Here is a 17,403-nt window from a genome sequence, read left to right as displayed (position 1 = left end):
CGCCGGCATGCCGGGCCGGGAAGTCAAGCCTGCGCTTCGCCTTCCGCCTGCAAGATCTCTACTACACAATCCTTCGGGAAATGCTCACTTTTCCCAGCCGAAATGCTCGCGCGCTTCCGCATTCATCATTCCCGGATTCCACGGCGGGTCCCACACCATTTTTACGACCACCCGCAGGTTTTCCGGCAACGCGGCATCGAGAACGGCATCGATGTCGTCCATGATCATGTCTCCCATCGGGCACGCGGGTGAAGTCATTGTCATCTCGATGAGCACTTCTTCGGCCGTCACGTCGATGCGGTAGACGAGCCCGAGATCGACGATATTGACCCCGACCTCAGGGTCGATGACACGGCGCAGCAGTGCGCGCACGGATTCGACATCGGGAAGAGACGCAGGAGCTGTCATCGTAATCACGCCAACATTTCAAGGTGCACCATTAGCGCATGTTTCAAGGCACGGCGCCAGCCGGCGCGCCACTCCTGGAGGCCGACGGAACCCAGCAGCCCTTCCTCGGCTTGCACACCCGCCGATGGCCTGGTGCAGGGCGGCGGGCCGTTCGCTCAATCGAATCCCCTGCCCTCACCCGCTTCCTCATGGGTCACGCCGTCGCGGATGTGATAGATGCGCTTGAACGTGGGGATGATTTTTTCGTCGTGGGTGACAACGATGACGGCCGTCTCGAACTTGCGCGCCATGTCGTTGAGGATGCGGATGACGGCCATCGCGCGCTCGCTGTCGAGCGGTGCCGTCGGCTCGTCGGCCAAGATCACCGGCGGGCGGTTGACCAGTCCGCGGGCGATGGCGACCCGCTGCTGCTCGCCGCCGGAAAGCTGTGCCGGCATCGCGCGCGCACGGTGCTGCACATCCAGCGCCGTGAGCAGTTCGAGCGCCTGCGCGCGGGCCTCGGCGTTCGGCACGCCGGCCAGCATCGGCAGCAGCGCCACGTTGTCGGTGACATCGAGAAACGGGATCAGGTAAGGCGCCTGGAACACGAAGCCGATCCTGTCGCGCCGCAGCGCGCGCAGGTCGCGCACTTTCCAGCCGTCGTCGTAAATCACTTCATCGCCCAGCGTCATGCGGCCGGCAGTGGGATCGATCACCGCGCCGAGGCACTTCAGCAGCGTGCTTTTGCCGGAGCCCGACGGACCGATGAGACCCACGACCTCTCCCGGCGCCACGTCCATCGCCACGTCCTTCAGCGCATCGACGGCAGTGTCGCCCCCGCCGTAACGCTTTTTCAGGCCTTCGATACGGATCCCCTTGCTGCTCACGTCAACCTCCGATCGCTTCGGCCGGATCGACCCTGAGCGCCATGCGGATCGCGATGACGCTCGCGAGCACGCAGATCGCGAGCACGGCGAAAAAGCCTGCGATCGAGTCGTACGGGTCGAGCAGCACGTATTTGGGAAACAGCGGTGCCGCGAACGTCGCAGTGATCTTGCCGACGATGAATCCGATCAGACCCAGCGCAAGCGCCTGCTGCATGATCATCGCGGCAATCGTGCGGTTGCGCGTGCCGATGAGCTTCAGCACTGCGATCTCGCGGATCTTGTCCATCGTCAGCGTGTAGATGATGAACGCGACGATGGCGGCGCTGACGACGGCGAGGATGACGAGGAACATGCCGATCTGCCGCGCGGAGGTCGCGATCAGCTTGCCGACGAGGATGTCTTCCATCTGCAGCCGGGTATAGGCCGTCAGGCGCTTCCAGCGACCCACCGACCGGGCGACCTCGTCCGGTGCATGGCCAGGCTCGATGGTCACGAGGACTGCATTGACGAAAGCGTTGGTGCTTTGCGAGGCGATCACCGCGTCCAGCAGGTCCGGCACGCCGGGACGGTTGAAGGCCGGGTTCGCGCCGGTGCGCCGACGGCTTTGCCAGATCGCGTCGTTGTCCTTGAGGAACTGCGCTTCCTGTGCGTCCTTGAGCGGAATGAACACCATCGGGTCGCCGCTCGACGACACCATGCGCCGGGTCAGCCCCACCACGACGTAATGATTGCGGCGGATCGTGAGGCGGTCACCGACCCTGAAACCGGTCGCGATATCGGCGACCGCCTCGTAGTGCCCGCGCGTGATCTGCCGGCCGGCGACGAGATAAGGCGGCCAGCCGGGAGTTCCCGGCTCGCCGGGCGCGATGCCGACCACCATCGCCCGTACGTCGCTGTCCCCCCTGCGGACCTGCATCGTCAGATACGTGACGTTGACCGCCTGCGCGATTCCGGGCATCGCAAGGAGGCTGCGGTACACATCGTCATTGACGCTGGACGACTCCGCGTAAGGGCCCAGCGTGTCCTTTTGCACGACCCACAGGTCGGCACCGCTGTTGTCGAGCAGCGCCCAGCCGTCGTCGACCATGCCGCGGTACACGCCGGCCATGGTCAGCGTCACGCCGATCAGCAATCCCAGGCCGATGCCGGTAAAAACGAATTTTCCCCACGCATGGAGGATGTCGCGGCCGGCCAGGCTGATCATCGCGACACTCCGGGAATGTGGTCGACGACATCGATCCGGCTGCGCGCGGTAAGCGCCTTTTCGCTGTACACGACGACCTGCTCGCCGTGCTTGACTCCTTCGAGCGCCTGCACATGGCCATCGAGGTCGCCGGCACCGAGCTTCACTGGCGTGAAGCGTGCATCGCCATCGACGATCTTCCACACGCCGACCTGCCCCGCTTCGCGGCGCACCGCTGCGTTCGGGATCACCGGCGCGGCGGGGAGCGTCGGCAGCACGATCGTCACCTCGGCGAGCTCGCCGATCGGTGGCAACGGCTCCGGCCGCGAATCGAACGCGACTTTCGCGAGGGTCTCCTCGGTCACCGCGTCAGCCATCGGCTCGACCCTCAGCACACGGCCGGTCAACGTCTGCCCGTTGTGGGAGCGCAGCACGATACGCGCGGGAAGTCCGGCGGCCAGCCCAGACGCGCTGATCTGGTCGAAACGGGCGTTGATCCACAGGCTTTCGGGCGCGATCACTTCGACGACCGACTGCCCTGCAACGATCGTCGTACCGGGGTCGACGTCGCGAACCGCGACGAGGCCGTCGACCGGCGCGACCAGGCGCAGATTGTTCCGCTGCGCGACCAGGGCTTCGCCGTCGGAACGGGTCCGGATCAGCTCTTCCTGGGCGCCGGACAACGCCGCGTCGGCGATCTGCAGTTCCTGGTGTTTCGTCGTCGCGAGTTCCTCGCTGATCGAGCGCACGGCGAAGAGCTGCTCATAGCGGCGTGCCTGGCTGCGGGCGAAAGTCTGACGCGCCGCCGCTTCGCGCAGCGCCGCCTCGGCGCGCTTGAGCGCCGCCCCCTGCGCCCGGATACGCTGATCGAGGTCCACCGGGTCCATCTCGCCGAGCACCTGGCCCGCCTTCACGCGGTCGCCGACGTGGACATCCAGCCGCTTCACCCGTCCGGCAAAAGTGGGGCCGATCCTGTACGTGTAACGCGTCTGCACGGTGCCGATGCCGAACAGCGCCGGCGTGATCGGCCGGGTCTCGACGCTTGCGATCGTCACGGACACCGGCGCCAACGGGCCGGAGCGCAGCGCGACGTAGATGAACAGCGCGAGCAGCGGAAAGATCACCGCCACGAGGGCGACGGTACGGCCCTGGAGAGGCAGGCGTTTCATTGCGCAGCCCCGATTCCGCGCCGGTAGATCGCGAACACTCTCGGCGCTTCCCGGCGGATACGCGCCACGTCGCCGGCCAGCAGCGACTGCATGACGAGTCCCTGGATCGTGCCGATGAACAGCGTGGCCGCGGCCTCGCTGTCGAGCGTCGCGGACAGCTCTCCGCAGGCCTTGCCGTTCTCGATGAGCCGGTGCAGACGCTCACCGTAACGCTGGATCAAGGTCTGCACCATGCGTCTGGCCGGCGTCGATTCTGCGCGCTGAAGCTCGCCGAACATCATCCGCGGGACGCCTGGATGCTCGGCCACGAATTCGACGTGCGCCATGAACATCGCCTGCATTGCCGCCAGCGGCGATTCGGTCCCCTGTGCGGCCCGGTCAATTCGCGCCAGGAGACGTTCGGCGACCCATTCCATGACCGCCTGCCAGATCGCGTCCTTCGTCGGAAAATGCCGAAACAATGCGCCCTGCGTCAGGTTCATGTGTTTGGCAATCGCCGAAGTCGTGATGTCGCTGGGGTTTTGCGACCCCGCCAGCTCGACCACGGCTTCGACCGTCCCGGCCCGCCGTTCATCCGCAGGAAGATGCTTTACATGGGTGCTCACGTGCGCCCCTTTAAGTAAGTAACTGCTTACTAACTTAATCCTGCAGGACGGAATATGCAAGAGTGACGTGGATGAACTGTTGCCGGCGCGCCGCACGGTGTCCGCTTAAGGCTCGCTTAAGACAGAGCCGCAACAATGAGCCTCAAATCTTCGACTGCGATGCCCAAATGAACCCTCGAAACGGCTGCTGTTACAAGGCGATAGCGCGAATCGGCCGCGATCCGTCGCTGACTTTGCGCGCCGTCGACGGACGGGAGCCGGAAGGTCCCTGCACCGCCGCGCAAGCGTTCATCCGCGAACGTTTCGCCGCTCGTTATGGCGCCCGGGTGCGTCACTTCATGCCCACCCTGCTCCAGCTCGAGGATGACGCCGGACAGCTGCACGGGGTTGTGGGCGTGCGCAGCGCGGCCGATGACACGCTGTTCCTCGAGCGTTATCTCGATCGTCCGGTCGAGACCGAGATCGCCCGCCTGTCGGGCCTTCGTCCGGCGCGCGAACGCATCGTCGAAGTCGGCAACCTCGCCGCCCGCGGCACGGGGCGCGCCCGGCTGCTGATCGTCGCCCTCGCCGATTTGCTGGTCGCGCACGGTTTCGACTGGGTGGTGTTCACCGGCACGGCCGAGGTGCTGAACAGCGTCCGTCGCCTCCACCTGACGCCGCTGTCGCTGGGTGATGCCGATCCGCTGCGCATGGGTGACGAAGTCGCCGACTGGGGCAGCTACTACGCGACTCACCCGAAGTTGATGGCCGGCGACCTTCGCACCGGCCACGAGCGCCTGACGAGCAAGGGCGTCTATCACCGCCTCGGCCACCAGAGGATTCTCCATGACACGGGAACTCACGATGCCGCCGTCGCCTGAAATGCTGTTCGCGGCGATGCGGGCGCAGGGCGAGCGGCCCGCGCTGCAACAGGGCGACCGTCGCCTGAGCTATCGCGAGACGCTGCACGAAGTCGCGCTGCGCGCCGAGCGCCTGCGCAGCGCCGGTTGCCGCCGCGTCGCGATCGCGCTCGACAACGGCGTCGACTGGGCCCTTTGGGATCTCGCCGCGCTGCAGGCGGGGCTCGTATGCGTGCCGCTGCCGGGTTTCTTCTCGGCCGCGCAGCAGGCGCACGTGCTCGACAGCGCGGGCGTCGACACGCTGATCCTCGACGACAGCACCGCCTTCGACCCCGCCGGTTTCGGCGCGACCGAAGGGCAGATTGCGCAACGCCACGTCGACCATCCGCCCGCGCTGCCCGCCGGCACCGTGAAGATCACCTACACGTCCGGCAGCACCGGACAGCCCAAAGGCGTCTGCCTCGGCGCCGGGGCACAGATGGCGGTCGCATGCAGCCTGTGGCAGGCAAGCCGCTCGTGCGCAATCGAGCGCCACCTGTGCGTGCTGCCGCTCGCGACGCTGCTGGAAAACATTGCCGGCCTGTACACACCGCTGCTTTCGGGCGCGGCGGTCGACCTGATGCCGATGGGCGACATCGGCCTCTCCGGTGCCACCGGGTTCGATGTCAAGCGTTTTCTCGCCGCGCTGCAGCGCAGCCAGCCGAACAGCCTGATCCTGTTGCCGCAGCTGTTGCTGGTGCTCGTCGCCGCGGCTGAGCGGGGCGCGGCGCTGCCGGCGTCGCTGCGCTTCATCGCAGTCGGCGGCGGGCGCGTCTCGCCCGGGCTGCTGCAGCGCGCCGACGCGCTCGGCCTGCCGGTGTTCGAAGGCTACGGCTTGTCCGAATGCGCCTCGGTGGTCTGCCTCAATACCCCGGAGCAGCGGCGCATCGGCACGGTCGGCCGGCCGCTGCCGCACGCCGACGTGCGCATCGGCCCCGGCGGCGAAGTGCTGGTTCGCGGCGCGCGCATGCTCGGCTACCTCGGTGAAGCCGGAGCCGCGGACGACTGGCTCGACAGCGGCGACCTCGGCCATTTCGAAGACGGCTTTCTCGTGCTGCACGGGCGCAGCAAGCACCAGTTCGTCACCGCCTACGGGCGCAACGTGAATCCGGAGTGGGTCGAAGCCGAGCTCGTGCAGCAGCTGCCGATCGCGCAGGCGTGGCTGCACGGCGAAGCCCTGCCCGCCAACGTCGCGGTGCTTGTGCCGCGCGGGCCCGGGTTTTCCGACGACACGCTGGCTGCCGCGGTGACGGCGGTAAACCGCGAACTGCCAGATTACGCCCGCGTGCACCATTGGCTGCGAGCCGACGAACCCTTCAGCGCGGCCAACGGCCTCGCGACCCCGAACGGCCGGCTGCGGCGCTCCGCGCTGCTTGAACGCTACCGGGGAGCCATCGACCGGCGCATCGCCGCCGCAACCCTCTGAGGAGACACTTGATGTCGTTCTACGAATCCCTGCTCGAACAGACCGCCAGCGAGCGCGACCACCTGTTGAGCGCGCCGATCATCCGGCAGGCGATGAGCGGCGACGTGAAGCTGGAAAGCTACGTCGCCTTTCTCGGCCAGGCCTACCACCACGTCAAGCACACGGTGCCCTTGCTGATGGCGTGCGGCGCCCGTCTGCCGGAGCGGCTCGAATGGCTGCGCTCGGCGGTCGCCGAATACATCGAGGAGGAAAACGGCCATGAAAAGTGGATCCTAGATGACATCCGCGCGTGCGGCGGCGACGCCGACGCAGTGCGCCGCGCGACACCGAGCCTGCCCACCGAACTGATGGTCGCCTACGTTTACGACCGCATCGCCCGCGACAACCCGGTGAGCTTCTTCGGCATGGTGAATGTCCTCGAAGGCACCAGCGTCACGCTCGCGACCCGCGCCGCCGGCATCATCCAGGACCGGCTCGGCCTGCCGCCGCAGGCCTTCAGCTACCTCAACTCGCACGGCAGCCTGGACCTGGAACACATCGAGCTGTTCAAGAACCTGATGAATCGCCTCGACGACGCGGCTGACAAGGCAGCCGTGGTGCACACGGCGCGCGTCGTCTATCGCCTGTACGGCGACATTTTCCGCAGCCTGCCTGCGGCGGCGTGAGGAGACAGCGATGAAGATCGAAGATTGCCGGGTCCTGATCACCGGTGCTAGCGGCGGGATCGGGCAGGCCGTAGCGGACGAATTGTGCCGCCGGGGTGCCCACCTGCTCGTGGCCGGGCGCCGCCCGGAGCCGCTCGACGCGTTGTCCCGGCGCTTTCCCGGCCAGGTCGAGGTCGTCCAGGCCGACATTCACACCGCTGCCGGACGCGACACGGTGCAGGCCGCCGTGCGGCGCTTCGGCGGCATGAACTGCCTCATCAACGCCGCCGGGACGAACCGCTTCAGCCTGCTCGAACACCACGACGAGGATGCGATCGCCGAGCTGATCGGACTCAACGTCACCAGCACGCTGCAACTCACGCACCGCCTGCTGCGGGAGCTGTGCCAGCGCGAAAAGTCGCTCGTGCTCAACCTCGGCTCGACTTTCGGCTCGATCGGTTATCCCGGTTTCAGCGTGTACTGCGCGAGCAAGTTTGCGCTGCGCGGATTCTCCGAAGCCTTGCGCCGCGAACTCGCCGACACCCGCGTCAAGGTGCTGTATATCGCACCGCGCGCCACGCGCACGCCGATGAACAGTACCGAGATCGTCGCGATGAACGCGGAACTCGGCGTCACGATGGACGACGCGTCGGTCGTCGCCGCGGCCGTCGTGAAGGCGCTGCGCGACGAACGCGAAGAGCTTTTTCTCGGCTGGCCGGAAAAGCTCTTCGTGCGCCTGAACAACCTGCTGCCGCGACAGGTTGACCAGGCGCTGCGCAAGCAGCTGCCCGTCATCAAGCGTTTTGCCCGCACACGAACCTGAATGGAGAAAACACCAATGCAAATCCTGCGCAATCTCGTCCTGGCCCTCGCCTGCCTGTGCAGTCTGCCAGCCTTCGCCCTCAGCGACGAAGCCCGCCAGCACCTCGTCGAGCTGCAGTCGCGCTGGGCCGAAATCAACTACCGGCTGCCGCAGGACGAGCGCGAAGCCGCCTTCGAGAAGCTCGGCGAGGCGGCGGGCCAGGCGGTGAAAGCGGAGCCGAACGCGGCCGAGTTGCTGATCTGGCGCGGCATCATCCTGAGCACCTGGGCTGGCGCCAAAGGCGGGCTCGGTGCGCTGAGCCTGGTCAAGCAGGCCCGGTCGAGCCTCGAGGCCGCCGTCGCGATCGATCCGCAGGCGCTCAACGGGTCAGCCTACACCAGCCTCGGTTCGCTGTACTACCAGGTCCCCGGCTGGCCGATCGGTTTCGGCGACAAGAAACAGGCCGAAGCGCTGCTGCAAAAAGCGCTCGAGCTCAACCCGAACGGCATCGACCCGAATTATTTCTACGGGGATTACCTGTTTCGCCAGAAGCGTTATGCTCAGGCCCGGGAAGCGCTGGTACGCGCCCAAGCGGCCCCGGATCGCCCGGGGAGGAAGCTGGCCGACGAAGGACGCCGTGCCGAGATCCGCGCGCTGCTGAGCAAGGTCGAGGCCGAACTTCACTGATTCGGCACGACGATACGAACAGGACACGAAGGGAAAAACGCTCGATGCGGATTCTGTTGGTGGAAGACGATGCGAGCCTTGGCGAGGGGATCCTCACCTCGCTAAAGCCCGAGGGCTACACGGTCGACTGGGTGCGGGACGGCAGCAGCGCGCTGCACGCCCTGACCCATGAGAGTTTCGGGCTGGCAGTGCTCGATCTCGGCCTACCCCGGCTCGACGGGCTCGAAGTGCTGCGCCAGCTGCGGACCGCCGAGAATCCGACCCCGGTGCTGGTGCTGACTGCGCGCGACACCATCGCCGACCGCATCGCCGGGCTCGATGCCGGCGCGGACGACTATCTCGTCAAGCCTTTCGACGTCGCCGAGCTCAAGGCCAGGCTGCGGGCGCTGCTGCGGCGCAGCTTCAATCGTCCGCAGTCGGCGCTCGAATATCGCGGCATCACGCTCGACCCCGCCAGCCAGTCTGTAACGTGGAACGGACAGACAGTAAGCCTGCAGCGCAAGGAATTCATCCTGCTCCACGAACTGATCGCGCAACCCGGCCGCGTGCTGACGCGCGACAAGCTGCAGCAGGTGCTCTACGGCTGGGGCGAGGAAGCCGAGAGCAACGCGCTTGAAGTCCATATCCATCACCTGCGGAAGAAATTCTTCCCGGAACTGATCCGCACCGTGCGCGGCGTCGGCTATCTCGTCGACAAGGCCTGATGGGCTCCATCCGCACACGCACGCTGGTCCTCGTGCTGGGGCTGCTCGCGACATCGATGGCGGCGATCTCGTGGAAAAGCTATTCCGACGCGCAACACGAGATCGAGGAGCTGTTCGACGCCCAGCTGGCTCAGACCGCACGGTTGCTCGAAGGCATGGTCGACCGCGACATGACGCCGTCCGCACGCGAATCCCTGCAACATACGCTGAACCAGGCTTCCAGCGCACGGGAGGCGAAGCGACCCGGCCATCCGTACGAAAGCAAGCTGGCGTTTCAGGTGCTGGACGACAGGGCCGGCATCGTGCTGCAGTCGGCCAGCGCGCCGGCCGACCTGTTCGCCCGTCTCGTCTCCACGCTCGCCGCCGAGCTGCCGCCGCAAGTCGCGCCGCCCAAGGTGGCGCCGAGCCGGCTCGTCGGCTACCACAACGTGCCGATCGACGCTCATCGCTGGCGCGTGTTCGTGTTGCAGGATGTGCGCGATGCGTCATGGATCGTCGTCGGTGAGCGCGAGGATGTGCGCGGCGAGCTGGTCGGCAAGATCGCGTTGCGCAGCCTGCTGCCGGACGTGATCGGGCTGCCGCTGCTCGCCGTCCTGATGTGGGTCGCGATCGGCTGGAGCCTGCGCCCGCTCAAGCAGATGGCGGCGCTGATCAAGGCCCGCAACCCGGACCATCTCGCCCCGCTCGTCATCGGCCGGCTGCCGCAGGAACTCGAGCCGATGGTCGCCGCGTTGAACCGGCTGCTGCAACAGCTGAATTCGCTGCTCGAACGGGAGAAACGCTTCCTCGCCGACGCCGCGCACGAACTGCGCACGCCGCTGGCGGTGCTGCGCATTCACGCGCAGAACGCGCTCGACGCCCCCGATCCGGCCGACCGCGCCAAATCCTTGCGCCAGCTCGTGCGCGGCGTCGATCGCTCCACCCGCCTGGTCGCGCAACTTCTGACGCTGGCGCGCCTGGAACCCGACGCGGTCGAGCTGGGCGTGGAGACGCTCGACCTGCACGTCTTCATCCGCAACGAACTGGCGGAAATCATCCCGCTGGCGCTCGAACGCGGGCAGGAGCTGACCTTCGTCGCCGACGAAACGGGCGATTACCGCATCCAAGCCGACCGCACGAGCTTCGCCGTGCTGCTGCAGAACCTCGTCGGCAACGCGATCCAGTACACCCCCGAGCACGGCCACCTGCGCGTGACCCTGCAGGCAGCCCCGCAAAGCCTGACGCTGCACGTGCAGGACAGCGGCCCGGGCGTGCCCGACGCGATGAAAGCGAGACTCTTCGAGCGTTTCCTGCGCGGCGACACCGGCGCCGGCACCGGCGCCGGCCTCGGCCTGTCGATCGTGCAGCGCGTCGTCGAACTGCACGGCGGCACGATCACGCTGGGCGATGCGGAGCTCGGCGGCCTCGACGTCCAGGTCGACCTGCCCCGCCACCGCCACCGCCACCGCGACCGCTCAGGCTTAGAATGAAGCCGATCGATATTGCCGGTTTGAAGTGCGCGCCTGCCGGATAGCCCGGAGTTTCATCCGCAAGCCTGTTTTTCACCTACCGTCGCCCACGGAGACGCACGATGCCTGAATCCTTCATCGACCGCTCGCGCATCGCGTACTTCTCGATGGAGATCGCCTTGCGCAACGACATCTCCACGTACAGCGGCGGCCTCGGGGTGCTCGCGGGCGACACGATCCACGCCGCCGCCGACCTCGAACTACCGCTCGTCGCCGTCAGCCTCGTGAGCCGCAAAGGCTATTTCCGCCAGGAGTTCGACGGGCGCGGCCGGCAGGTCGAACTTGCCGACCCATGGGACCCGGCGCAGCACGCGAGGCCGCTCGAGGCGAAAATCACGGTGCCGATCGAGGGCCGCGACGTATGGGTCGGCGGCTGGCTCTACGTGCTGGAAGGACATATGGGCGGAAGGCAACCGGTCATCCTGCTCGACACCGACCTGCCCGAAAATCTTGCCGCGGACCGCGAACTGACGCATTACCTGTACGGCGGCGATGCGGCCTACCGGCTCAAGCAGGAGATCGTGCTGGGCATCGGCGGCACGCGGATGCTGCGCGCGCTCGGCTACCGGCTGCGCCAGTACCACATGAACGAGGGGCATTCGGCGTTGCTGACGCTGGAGCTGCTGCGCCGTCATGCCTATGCAGCTGAAAACCTGCGCCCCGGCGAACAGCGCTACGACATCCCGCGGGTGCGCACGCTGTGCAATTTCACGACGCACACGCCGGTCGACGCCGGCCACGACCAGTTCTCGTACGAGCTCGTGCAGCGCGTGCTCGGAGATTTCATCGACATCGCGATGCTCCAATCCCTCGCCGGACCCGAGCGCCTGAACATGACCCACCTCGCGCTGAACCTCAGCGAATACGTCAACGGCGTCGCCAAGCGTCATGCCGAAGTGTCGCGGCTGATGTTTCCGGGTTATCACGTCCGGTCGATCACGAACGGCGTGCATCCGGCGAGCTGGACAAGCTCCGGCTTCGCGAAGCTCTATGACGCGCACCTTCCGGGGTGGTGCTGCGAGCCTGAACTGCTCGCCCGCGCCGACCGGATCGCCGACGCGGCGATCCAGAATGTCCACCAGCAGGCCAAAGAGCAGCTGATCGAGCGGGTGCGCACGGCGTGCGGCGTCACGCTGCAGCCGCACTGGCCGATCCTCGGATTCGCGCGGCGCATGACCGCCTACAAGCGTCCAGACCTGCTGTTCTCCGATCTCGAACGGCTGAAGGCGATCGCCCGCCGGCATCCGTTCCAGATCGTCCTCGCCGGCAAGGCGCACCCGCGTGACGACGAAGGCAAACGCCTGATCGAAACACTGCACGCGCATAGGCGCGACCTGTACGGCGCCATCCCGATCGCATTCCTGCCGAACTACGATCTGGACACCGCGCTGACGCTCGTGTCCGGCGTCGACGTCTGGCTCAATACCCCGCTGTGCCCGCTCGAAGCGTCGGGCACGAGCGGCATGAAGGCGGCATTCAACGGCGTCCCGAGCCTGAGTGTGCTAGACGGCTGGTGGATCGAGGGTTGCATCGAGGGCGTAACCGGCTGGGCGATCGGCAACTGCGCAACAAGCGAGGACGACGCCCAGTCGCTGTACGACAAGCTCGAGAACGTCGTGCTGCCGCTGTACCACGGCAACGGCAACGGCAACGGCGACGACCGCAGCGGCTGGATCACGGTGATGAAGGGCGCGATCAGCAAGAACGCCGCGTACTTCAACAGCCACCGCATGATGCGCCGCTACGTCGCCGAGGCCTATATGCGCTGAGCACGTGCCGGGTGGTCCCTGGGTACGGCGCGGGAACGGACCTGCGAGAGGCTATTCCGGAAGGCTGTTCCGCATTCCTATTGCACTGCGTTATAGCGGTCCAGCATCTCGTCCATGAATTCCTGGGCGGTGATCTCATCCATCCCCAGTTCGTAGAGCACCGTGGCGCTGGTATGGGGCCATTCAGGATTCTCGATATACAGGCTGCGGCAATAAAGATGGAAGGCCATTTGCAGGATCGCCACCATGGTTCTCGCGCTGTGGTCTTCGAGCCGGAGCAGGTCGTGATGGAAACGGATCGCGTCGCAAATGAAATCAGGCAGCTTCCAGTGTTTCGCCACGAAGTAGCCGACAACAGCGTGGTCGGTCTGGTACTTGCGATCCTCGTCGGTCAGGCCGAACCAAGTCGCCTGCTGATCAAGGGGGGCGGCGGCCTGACAATACGTCGGGAAGCGCTCCATGAGCAGCGGAACGCCGCAATCGTGGAAGACGCCGGCCAAGTACGCCTGGTCTGGAAAGATGTTGCACACGCTGACCAGGTCTTCGGCCACCAACATCGCGAGTTGGGCGATGGCTGTCGAGTTGGCCCAGAAGCGCTCGTAGATCTTGCGGTGGGTACGCGCATTGCCGGCTGTGGCCAGCGCGATCGCCTGAACGATATTGACCACTTGGTCGATGCCGAGAGCCTGGACAATCTTCTCTACTGAGACGAACGGCCGATGGTGGCGATAAACGGGCGACTCGACCGCCCGGAACAACATGGCGGTGATTCCGGCATCCTGGCTGATGATCCGTGCGACCACGCGCACATTGCGCTCCTGGCGGCGCTGGCACTTCTGCAGCTCGTCGACGACCCGGGGCTGGGGCGGCAGCTTGAGGCCGCGCTCCATCAACCCTTTGATCATCTTTGAATCCAGCTGCTGCTGGGTCTCTCTGCTATTGATTTCGATTGCCGGGGGGGGAGAAGAAATATTCATTTGCCGTTACTTTAAAATTTAAGGAAGCTTTCGCCGGATGCGCTGATCGCCGGCGCCGATCCGCGTCGTTACTGCATCCACAAGTCATCCAGATTGCGGAATCCCCACTTTTCCGGATCTTCCGGCCCTGCGATGCTGTCCTTGCATCCTCGCGCGGCCAAATCGATCGTCTGCATCCGGATGGGCTCCTTGGAGCGCAACGAGAAAAACGCCCGTACTTTCGGTGCAAGCAGGGATTCGGCTCCTGGCTCGATCACCACGGCCAGCCGCTGGGATCTCAGGCGCACCAGGGAGCCGACCGGGTAGATGCCAATGGTCTTGACGAAAGCGGTGAAGATACGCTTGTCGAAATGCCCTTCCCACTGGGCCATCTTGTGTATCGTGCCTGCCGGGTCCCAGGCCTTCTTGTAGGCCCGCTCCGAAGTCACCGCGTCATAGACATCGCAGATCGCGCCCATGCGGGCCAGCAACGGGATTTCGTCCCCAGTCAGCCGCCCCGGGTAGCCCGTTCCATTGATCTTCTCGTGATGATGCAGGGCAATAGCTTGTATCTGCGCTTCGGCACCGCCCGCGCGCAGCAACTCGGCCCCTGCTGCCGGATGGCGTTTTATAAGCTCGAACTCGGCATCGGTGAGCTTGCCGGGTTTGTTGAGCACTTCCAGCGGCATTGCGGCTTTGCCGAGATCGTGCATCAGTCCGCCGAAGCCTGCCAGGCGCGTTTGTCTCTCGTCCAGGCCGAGTTGTCGCGCCAGGGCCAGCATCAAGGCGCAGACGGCAACCGAATGCAGGTAGGTGTAGTCGTCGTGAGTCTTGAGGCGCGCCACGCTGAGCAGCGCGAGGGGCTGACGCTCGACCGAGGCGGCGATTTCCCGGACCAGGGGAAGAGTGGAGTTTGGATCGATGGCCTTGCCCAGGCGCGCCTCCTGGAACAGATCCCTGATCTGTTCCTTGGCTGCGAGGCAGATGCGTTTGGCGCGGACCACTTTATCGGCCATTGACCCGGCGCCGCCATTTTTCCTGCCCGCAAGGCCAGACGGCGCAGAGGACGCCTCCGGCAATTTTTCGGAGTCTGGCTCTGCGCTCCGGGCTGTGGGACCGGCCGGGGCCGAGTCAACCCATACGTCCTCGATCCCGCATTCGCGAATGGTGGCGAGATCTTGCGGATCGCTCAACAGGAAACTGCTGCGCATGAAAGGGTGATCAAGCCATGAGCCGCCCAGCTTGTGGATATACATGCCAAGCCGAAGCTCGGATACGGGAATGCGCTTCTCCAACCTGTTTCTCCCCTTCAAGCCAGATACCGCCGGCTTTGCTCGTGATATTTGACTAGGACAACTTGTAAGTCGCCCTGCACGTTTCGTGCAGGTAAGCCAGTACGTGATCCTCATCCTCGTCGTTCAGCTCGATGCGAGCTTCCGGACCGAGGTCTTCAGCCCACAGGTGCCGGATGTCGGACTGATACTGGAAAGGGACGACGCGGTGGATGAAGTCGGAGACGGCCGCCTCGTCGAAGCCGGTGCTGCGGAAGTTTTCCCACACGCTGACCGCATCCTTCTTGCGCAAACCGGGACGGGGTTCGAGGCCCGTGGCGACCATCAGCAGGACGGTGCACATCACGTCCGGGTGTTCCCCCTTGCCGCCGGTGATTTTCCGCCACGCCTCTTCCGCCTCCTGGTCGTGGTGAGTCAGCTCGTCGAGACCGCTGTTGGTGAAGAAGAAAACGCCTGCCAGCGCGCCGATATCTTCCCTGGGAATGAAATCCGCGGCGGGGTGCGTCCTGAGGGTCGGCAAGACGTTGCCGAGGAAGTTTTCACGCGCTTCACGCAGCGCGCCCTGGATCGTCGCTGGAGCTTCTTCGCTCCATTCGTCCAGGACCGGGCAGTCATGCTTCTTTTTCTTGCTGGCCAGTGCATGGAGTGCCATGAACTGGCCAGCGGAAAACAGCTTTTTTGGCTTCTTCTCGACGAAGAGCACCAACAATGCGCTGTTGATGACTGCTTCGCAGGACTCGTTCATCTGGAGTTCCTGGCGCGCCACGCCCAGCTTTCCGGCCAGCCAATAGCTCAACTCGTGCTGGGCCAGGATGCTCTCGCGGCGGTTCCGTTCCTCCTGGTAACGGGCATGAGTCATCGGCTCGTCGAGCGTCCACAAGGACAGCATCTGCTTTTCCAACTGGGGGACGGCGTGCGGGGGTTCCAGGATCAGGTCTTCCGGCAGGCGCAGCAAGGCACGCAGCGCGTCGGCGCCGGCCTTCGACAGCGAGAGGAGACTTTTCTGGCGCAGCAGGTCGGCGGCCGGCCCGAGTTTTCCGCCGGATGTCGACTCGAGCGCCAGGCTGACCAGCGTCACCAGGCGAGTACGCGCCGCCTCGAGTTCGGGGCGAAGGTTGGCCGTGCCGAAAAAGCTGGCCAGCTGGACGACCCCCTTTGCGCCTTCACGCCTGATGGCGGCGAGGCGCTCACTGTCGATGAGGCGCTGACTCAAGCCATAACGGAGCACCTGCTCGAAATAGGGGCGGGTATCGACGGTTGCGAGATCGGTATTGCTGGACATCGTGTCTGGCGCGCGAAGCGCGACGGCTTCGCGCTTCCCTGTCAAATGGCGGATTCTTCTTCGTCTTCCGGAATCTTCGGCACGCCCGGCTCCCCGGCCGGGAGCGGCGATGGCACATGAGCGGCTTCCAGTTCGCGACGACTGCGATCCTGGATTTCGATGATCAGCAATTCGAAGCTGTCCTGGAACTCGTGGCGAAGAACCCACGCCGTTTCCATCCAGTCGCCGTCGGCCACTTCGGAGCGCGACATCGCCGGACGTGCGAGTTCCATCGAGTCGCCGGCTTCGAGCCCCTGCTCCATGTCGTCGAACTGCTCCGCATCGAAAGTGTGCATCCGTTTCGGCGCCATCGCCTTCTCGAGATCGAAGTCTTCTTCGAACCGGCCGTGGAAGGCGAAGTTCTGCAGCAGATCGTGGTAATCGGTGAAGTAGTCGGCCAGCAGGCGAATGCCTTCATCGCGCTCGGTGAGGCATTCGAGGATCTCGGCGCAGGACGCCGGCGTCCGGTGCATCACGGCGTTCATCGTGTTGCGCAGGCGCGGCACGTATTTTTCGATCGGCTCGCCATATTTGCGTTCGAGCAGGATGGCGTCGACAAACTGTTCCGGACTGACCACCAGGTTGATCACCGACTCCTTGCTGGAGTCGAACTCGCGCATGATGGCCAGCAGATCCTTCGGTTCCATCTCGTCGAGGACGCTCACCAGCGCCTGGTCGCCTCCCGCTTCCGCGATGGCGACCAGTTGGGATTCCGCCTCGGCGATTTCGCCGGCGAGGATCAGGGCTTGGGTCTGGAGGACGACGGGGTGGGTCATGGATTTAATGCTCAACGGTCAGGGGTATCGAAGCCTTGTTCGGCCATCCAGCCTTCGCCGGCCTCGCCAAGGTCTTCCGTATCGTCTTCATCTTCATCGTCGACGTGAAAGGTCGAGTCAGGCCTGCGGATGTCTTCGGTCAGCATCCACTCGAGCACCGCGGTCGTGGTGAGGAACACTTCGCCATCGGCGTTGCGCAGGCACATTTCGATGAGCGGACGCGCCCAAGGTTCGATGTCCAGGGTCTTTTCCATTTCGGCCCAGCGGGGAAAGCGACCGAGCCCCGGAGTGCTGTTGGCCGCCCGGTCAAGAATCCTGCGGTCGTTGAACGTATAGGCCCCGTGCAGCGCCGGCGCGACCATTTCCGGCGCCTCCTCGATCATCGGCAACAGATCCTTCAGGCACTGGC

General features: G+C 65.2%; 18 protein-coding genes. 8 read left to right on the top strand and 10 right to left on the bottom strand.

The genetic code is table 11. The features are described from left to right. Positions 1-84: 84 nt before the first annotated feature. The 5 genes from pbN1_RS18610 to pbN1_RS18590 all read right to left on the bottom strand — a co-directional run bounded on the left by pbN1_RS18610 (position 85) and on the right by pbN1_RS18590 (position 4,231). Entirely contained in the window at positions 85-408 is a 324-nt protein-coding gene (locus pbN1_RS18610; protein WP_169202336.1) for a metal-sulfur cluster assembly factor, read from the bottom strand. Positions 409-563: 155 nt separating this feature from the next. Further along, on the bottom strand, positions 564-1,274 hold the full coding sequence (locus tag pbN1_RS18605) for an ABC transporter ATP-binding protein (RefSeq protein WP_169202335.1): 711 nt from the start codon (positions 1,272-1,274) through the stop codon (positions 564-566). A gap of 1 nt (position 1,275) precedes the next feature. Further along, positions 1,276-2,478, bottom strand: coding sequence for an ABC transporter permease (locus tag pbN1_RS18600; protein WP_169202334.1), 1,203 nt, complete (start codon positions 2,476-2,478; stop codon positions 1,276-1,278). Continuing rightward, the gene (locus tag pbN1_RS18595; RefSeq protein ID WP_169202333.1) at positions 2,475-3,626 is read right to left on the bottom strand and encodes an efflux RND transporter periplasmic adaptor subunit; all 1,152 of its coding nucleotides are present in this window, start codon (positions 3,624-3,626) and stop codon (positions 2,475-2,477) included. The genes pbN1_RS18600 and pbN1_RS18595 overlap by 4 nt, the downstream gene beginning before the upstream one ends. Continuing rightward, positions 3,623-4,231 (bottom strand): TetR/AcrR family transcriptional regulator, encoded by a 609-nt coding sequence (locus pbN1_RS18590; RefSeq protein ID WP_169202332.1) that lies wholly within the window; start codon positions 4,229-4,231, stop codon positions 3,623-3,625. The genes pbN1_RS18595 and pbN1_RS18590 overlap by 4 nt, the downstream gene beginning before the upstream one ends. Before the next feature lie 167 nt (positions 4,232-4,398). Here pbN1_RS18590 and pbN1_RS18585 point away from each other — a divergent pair, with 167 nt between their 5' ends. The 8 genes from pbN1_RS18585 (at position 4,399) to glgP (ending at position 12,649) form a co-directional block, all read left to right on the top strand. Then, positions 4,399-5,091 carry a thermostable hemolysin gene (locus tag pbN1_RS18585; protein WP_169202331.1) on the top strand — a complete coding sequence of 231 codons (693 nt, stop codon included), beginning with the start codon at positions 4,399-4,401 and terminating at the stop codon, positions 5,089-5,091. Continuing rightward, positions 5,057-6,535, top strand: a complete 1,479-nt coding sequence (locus tag pbN1_RS18580) for an AMP-binding protein (protein WP_244857022.1) — start codon at positions 5,057-5,059, stop codon at positions 6,533-6,535. The genes pbN1_RS18585 and pbN1_RS18580 overlap by 35 nt, the downstream gene beginning before the upstream one ends. 11 nt (positions 6,536-6,546) lie before the next feature. Then, on the top strand, positions 6,547-7,200 hold the full coding sequence (locus tag pbN1_RS18575) for an iron-containing redox enzyme family protein (RefSeq protein ID WP_169118351.1): 654 nt from the start codon (positions 6,547-6,549) through the stop codon (positions 7,198-7,200). Positions 7,201-7,210: 10 nt separating this feature from the next. Then, positions 7,211-8,002 carry an SDR family oxidoreductase gene (locus tag pbN1_RS18570; RefSeq protein WP_169118352.1) on the top strand — a complete coding sequence of 264 codons (792 nt, stop codon included), beginning with the start codon at positions 7,211-7,213 and terminating at the stop codon, positions 8,000-8,002. A 15-nt stretch (positions 8,003-8,017) separates the two neighbouring features. Beyond that, positions 8,018-8,668 carry a tetratricopeptide repeat protein gene (locus pbN1_RS18565; protein WP_169202330.1) on the top strand — a complete coding sequence of 217 codons (651 nt, stop codon included), beginning with the start codon at positions 8,018-8,020 and terminating at the stop codon, positions 8,666-8,668. 44 nt (positions 8,669-8,712) lie between these two features. Continuing rightward, positions 8,713-9,372, top strand: a complete 660-nt coding sequence (locus tag pbN1_RS18560) for a response regulator (protein ID WP_169202329.1) — start codon at positions 8,713-8,715, stop codon at positions 9,370-9,372. Next, on the top strand, positions 9,372-10,841 hold the full coding sequence (locus tag pbN1_RS18555; protein ID WP_169202328.1) for an ATP-binding protein: 1,470 nt from the start codon (positions 9,372-9,374) through the stop codon (positions 10,839-10,841). The genes pbN1_RS18560 and pbN1_RS18555 overlap by 1 nt, the downstream gene beginning before the upstream one ends. A gap of 101 nt (positions 10,842-10,942) precedes the next feature. Continuing rightward, positions 10,943-12,649 (top strand): alpha-glucan family phosphorylase, encoded by a 1,707-nt coding sequence (gene glgP / locus pbN1_RS18550; RefSeq protein WP_169202327.1) that lies wholly within the window; start codon positions 10,943-10,945, stop codon positions 12,647-12,649. 77 nt (positions 12,650-12,726) lie between these two features. Here glgP and pbN1_RS18545 read toward each other — a convergent pair whose 3' ends face one another. From pbN1_RS18545 to pbN1_RS18525, 5 genes are all read right to left on the bottom strand, one after another. Continuing rightward, positions 12,727-13,554, bottom strand: a complete 828-nt coding sequence (locus tag pbN1_RS18545; RefSeq protein WP_244857020.1) for an HDOD domain-containing protein — start codon at positions 13,552-13,554, stop codon at positions 12,727-12,729. A gap of 140 nt (positions 13,555-13,694) precedes the next feature. Then, entirely contained in the window at positions 13,695-14,900 is a 1,206-nt protein-coding gene (locus pbN1_RS18540; protein ID WP_169202325.1) for a cyclic di-GMP phosphodiesterase, read from the bottom strand. A 52-nt stretch (positions 14,901-14,952) separates the two neighbouring features. After that, positions 14,953-16,224: a hypothetical protein gene (locus pbN1_RS18535; RefSeq protein ID WP_210147580.1), complete on the bottom strand. Its 1,272-nt coding sequence runs from the start codon at positions 16,222-16,224 to the stop codon at positions 14,953-14,955. Next, the gene (locus pbN1_RS18530) at positions 16,221-16,994 is read right to left on the bottom strand and encodes a hypothetical protein (RefSeq protein ID WP_169202323.1); all 774 of its coding nucleotides are present in this window, start codon (positions 16,992-16,994) and stop codon (positions 16,221-16,223) included. Before pbN1_RS18530 ends, pbN1_RS18535 begins: the two co-directional genes overlap by 4 nt. 11 nt (positions 16,995-17,005) lie before the next feature. Then, a complete protein-coding gene (locus pbN1_RS18525) occupies positions 17,006-17,377 on the bottom strand; it encodes a hypothetical protein (RefSeq protein WP_169202322.1) in 372 nt (123 codons plus the stop codon). Positions 17,378-17,403: the final 26 nt, after the last annotated feature.

The organism is Aromatoleum bremense (assembly GCF_017894365.1).
GTDB lineage: Bacteria > Pseudomonadota > Gammaproteobacteria > Burkholderiales > Rhodocyclaceae > Aromatoleum > Aromatoleum bremense.
The sequence above is the reverse complement of the archived record's forward strand: the minus strand, read 5'-3'. Positions and strand labels throughout refer to the sequence as shown.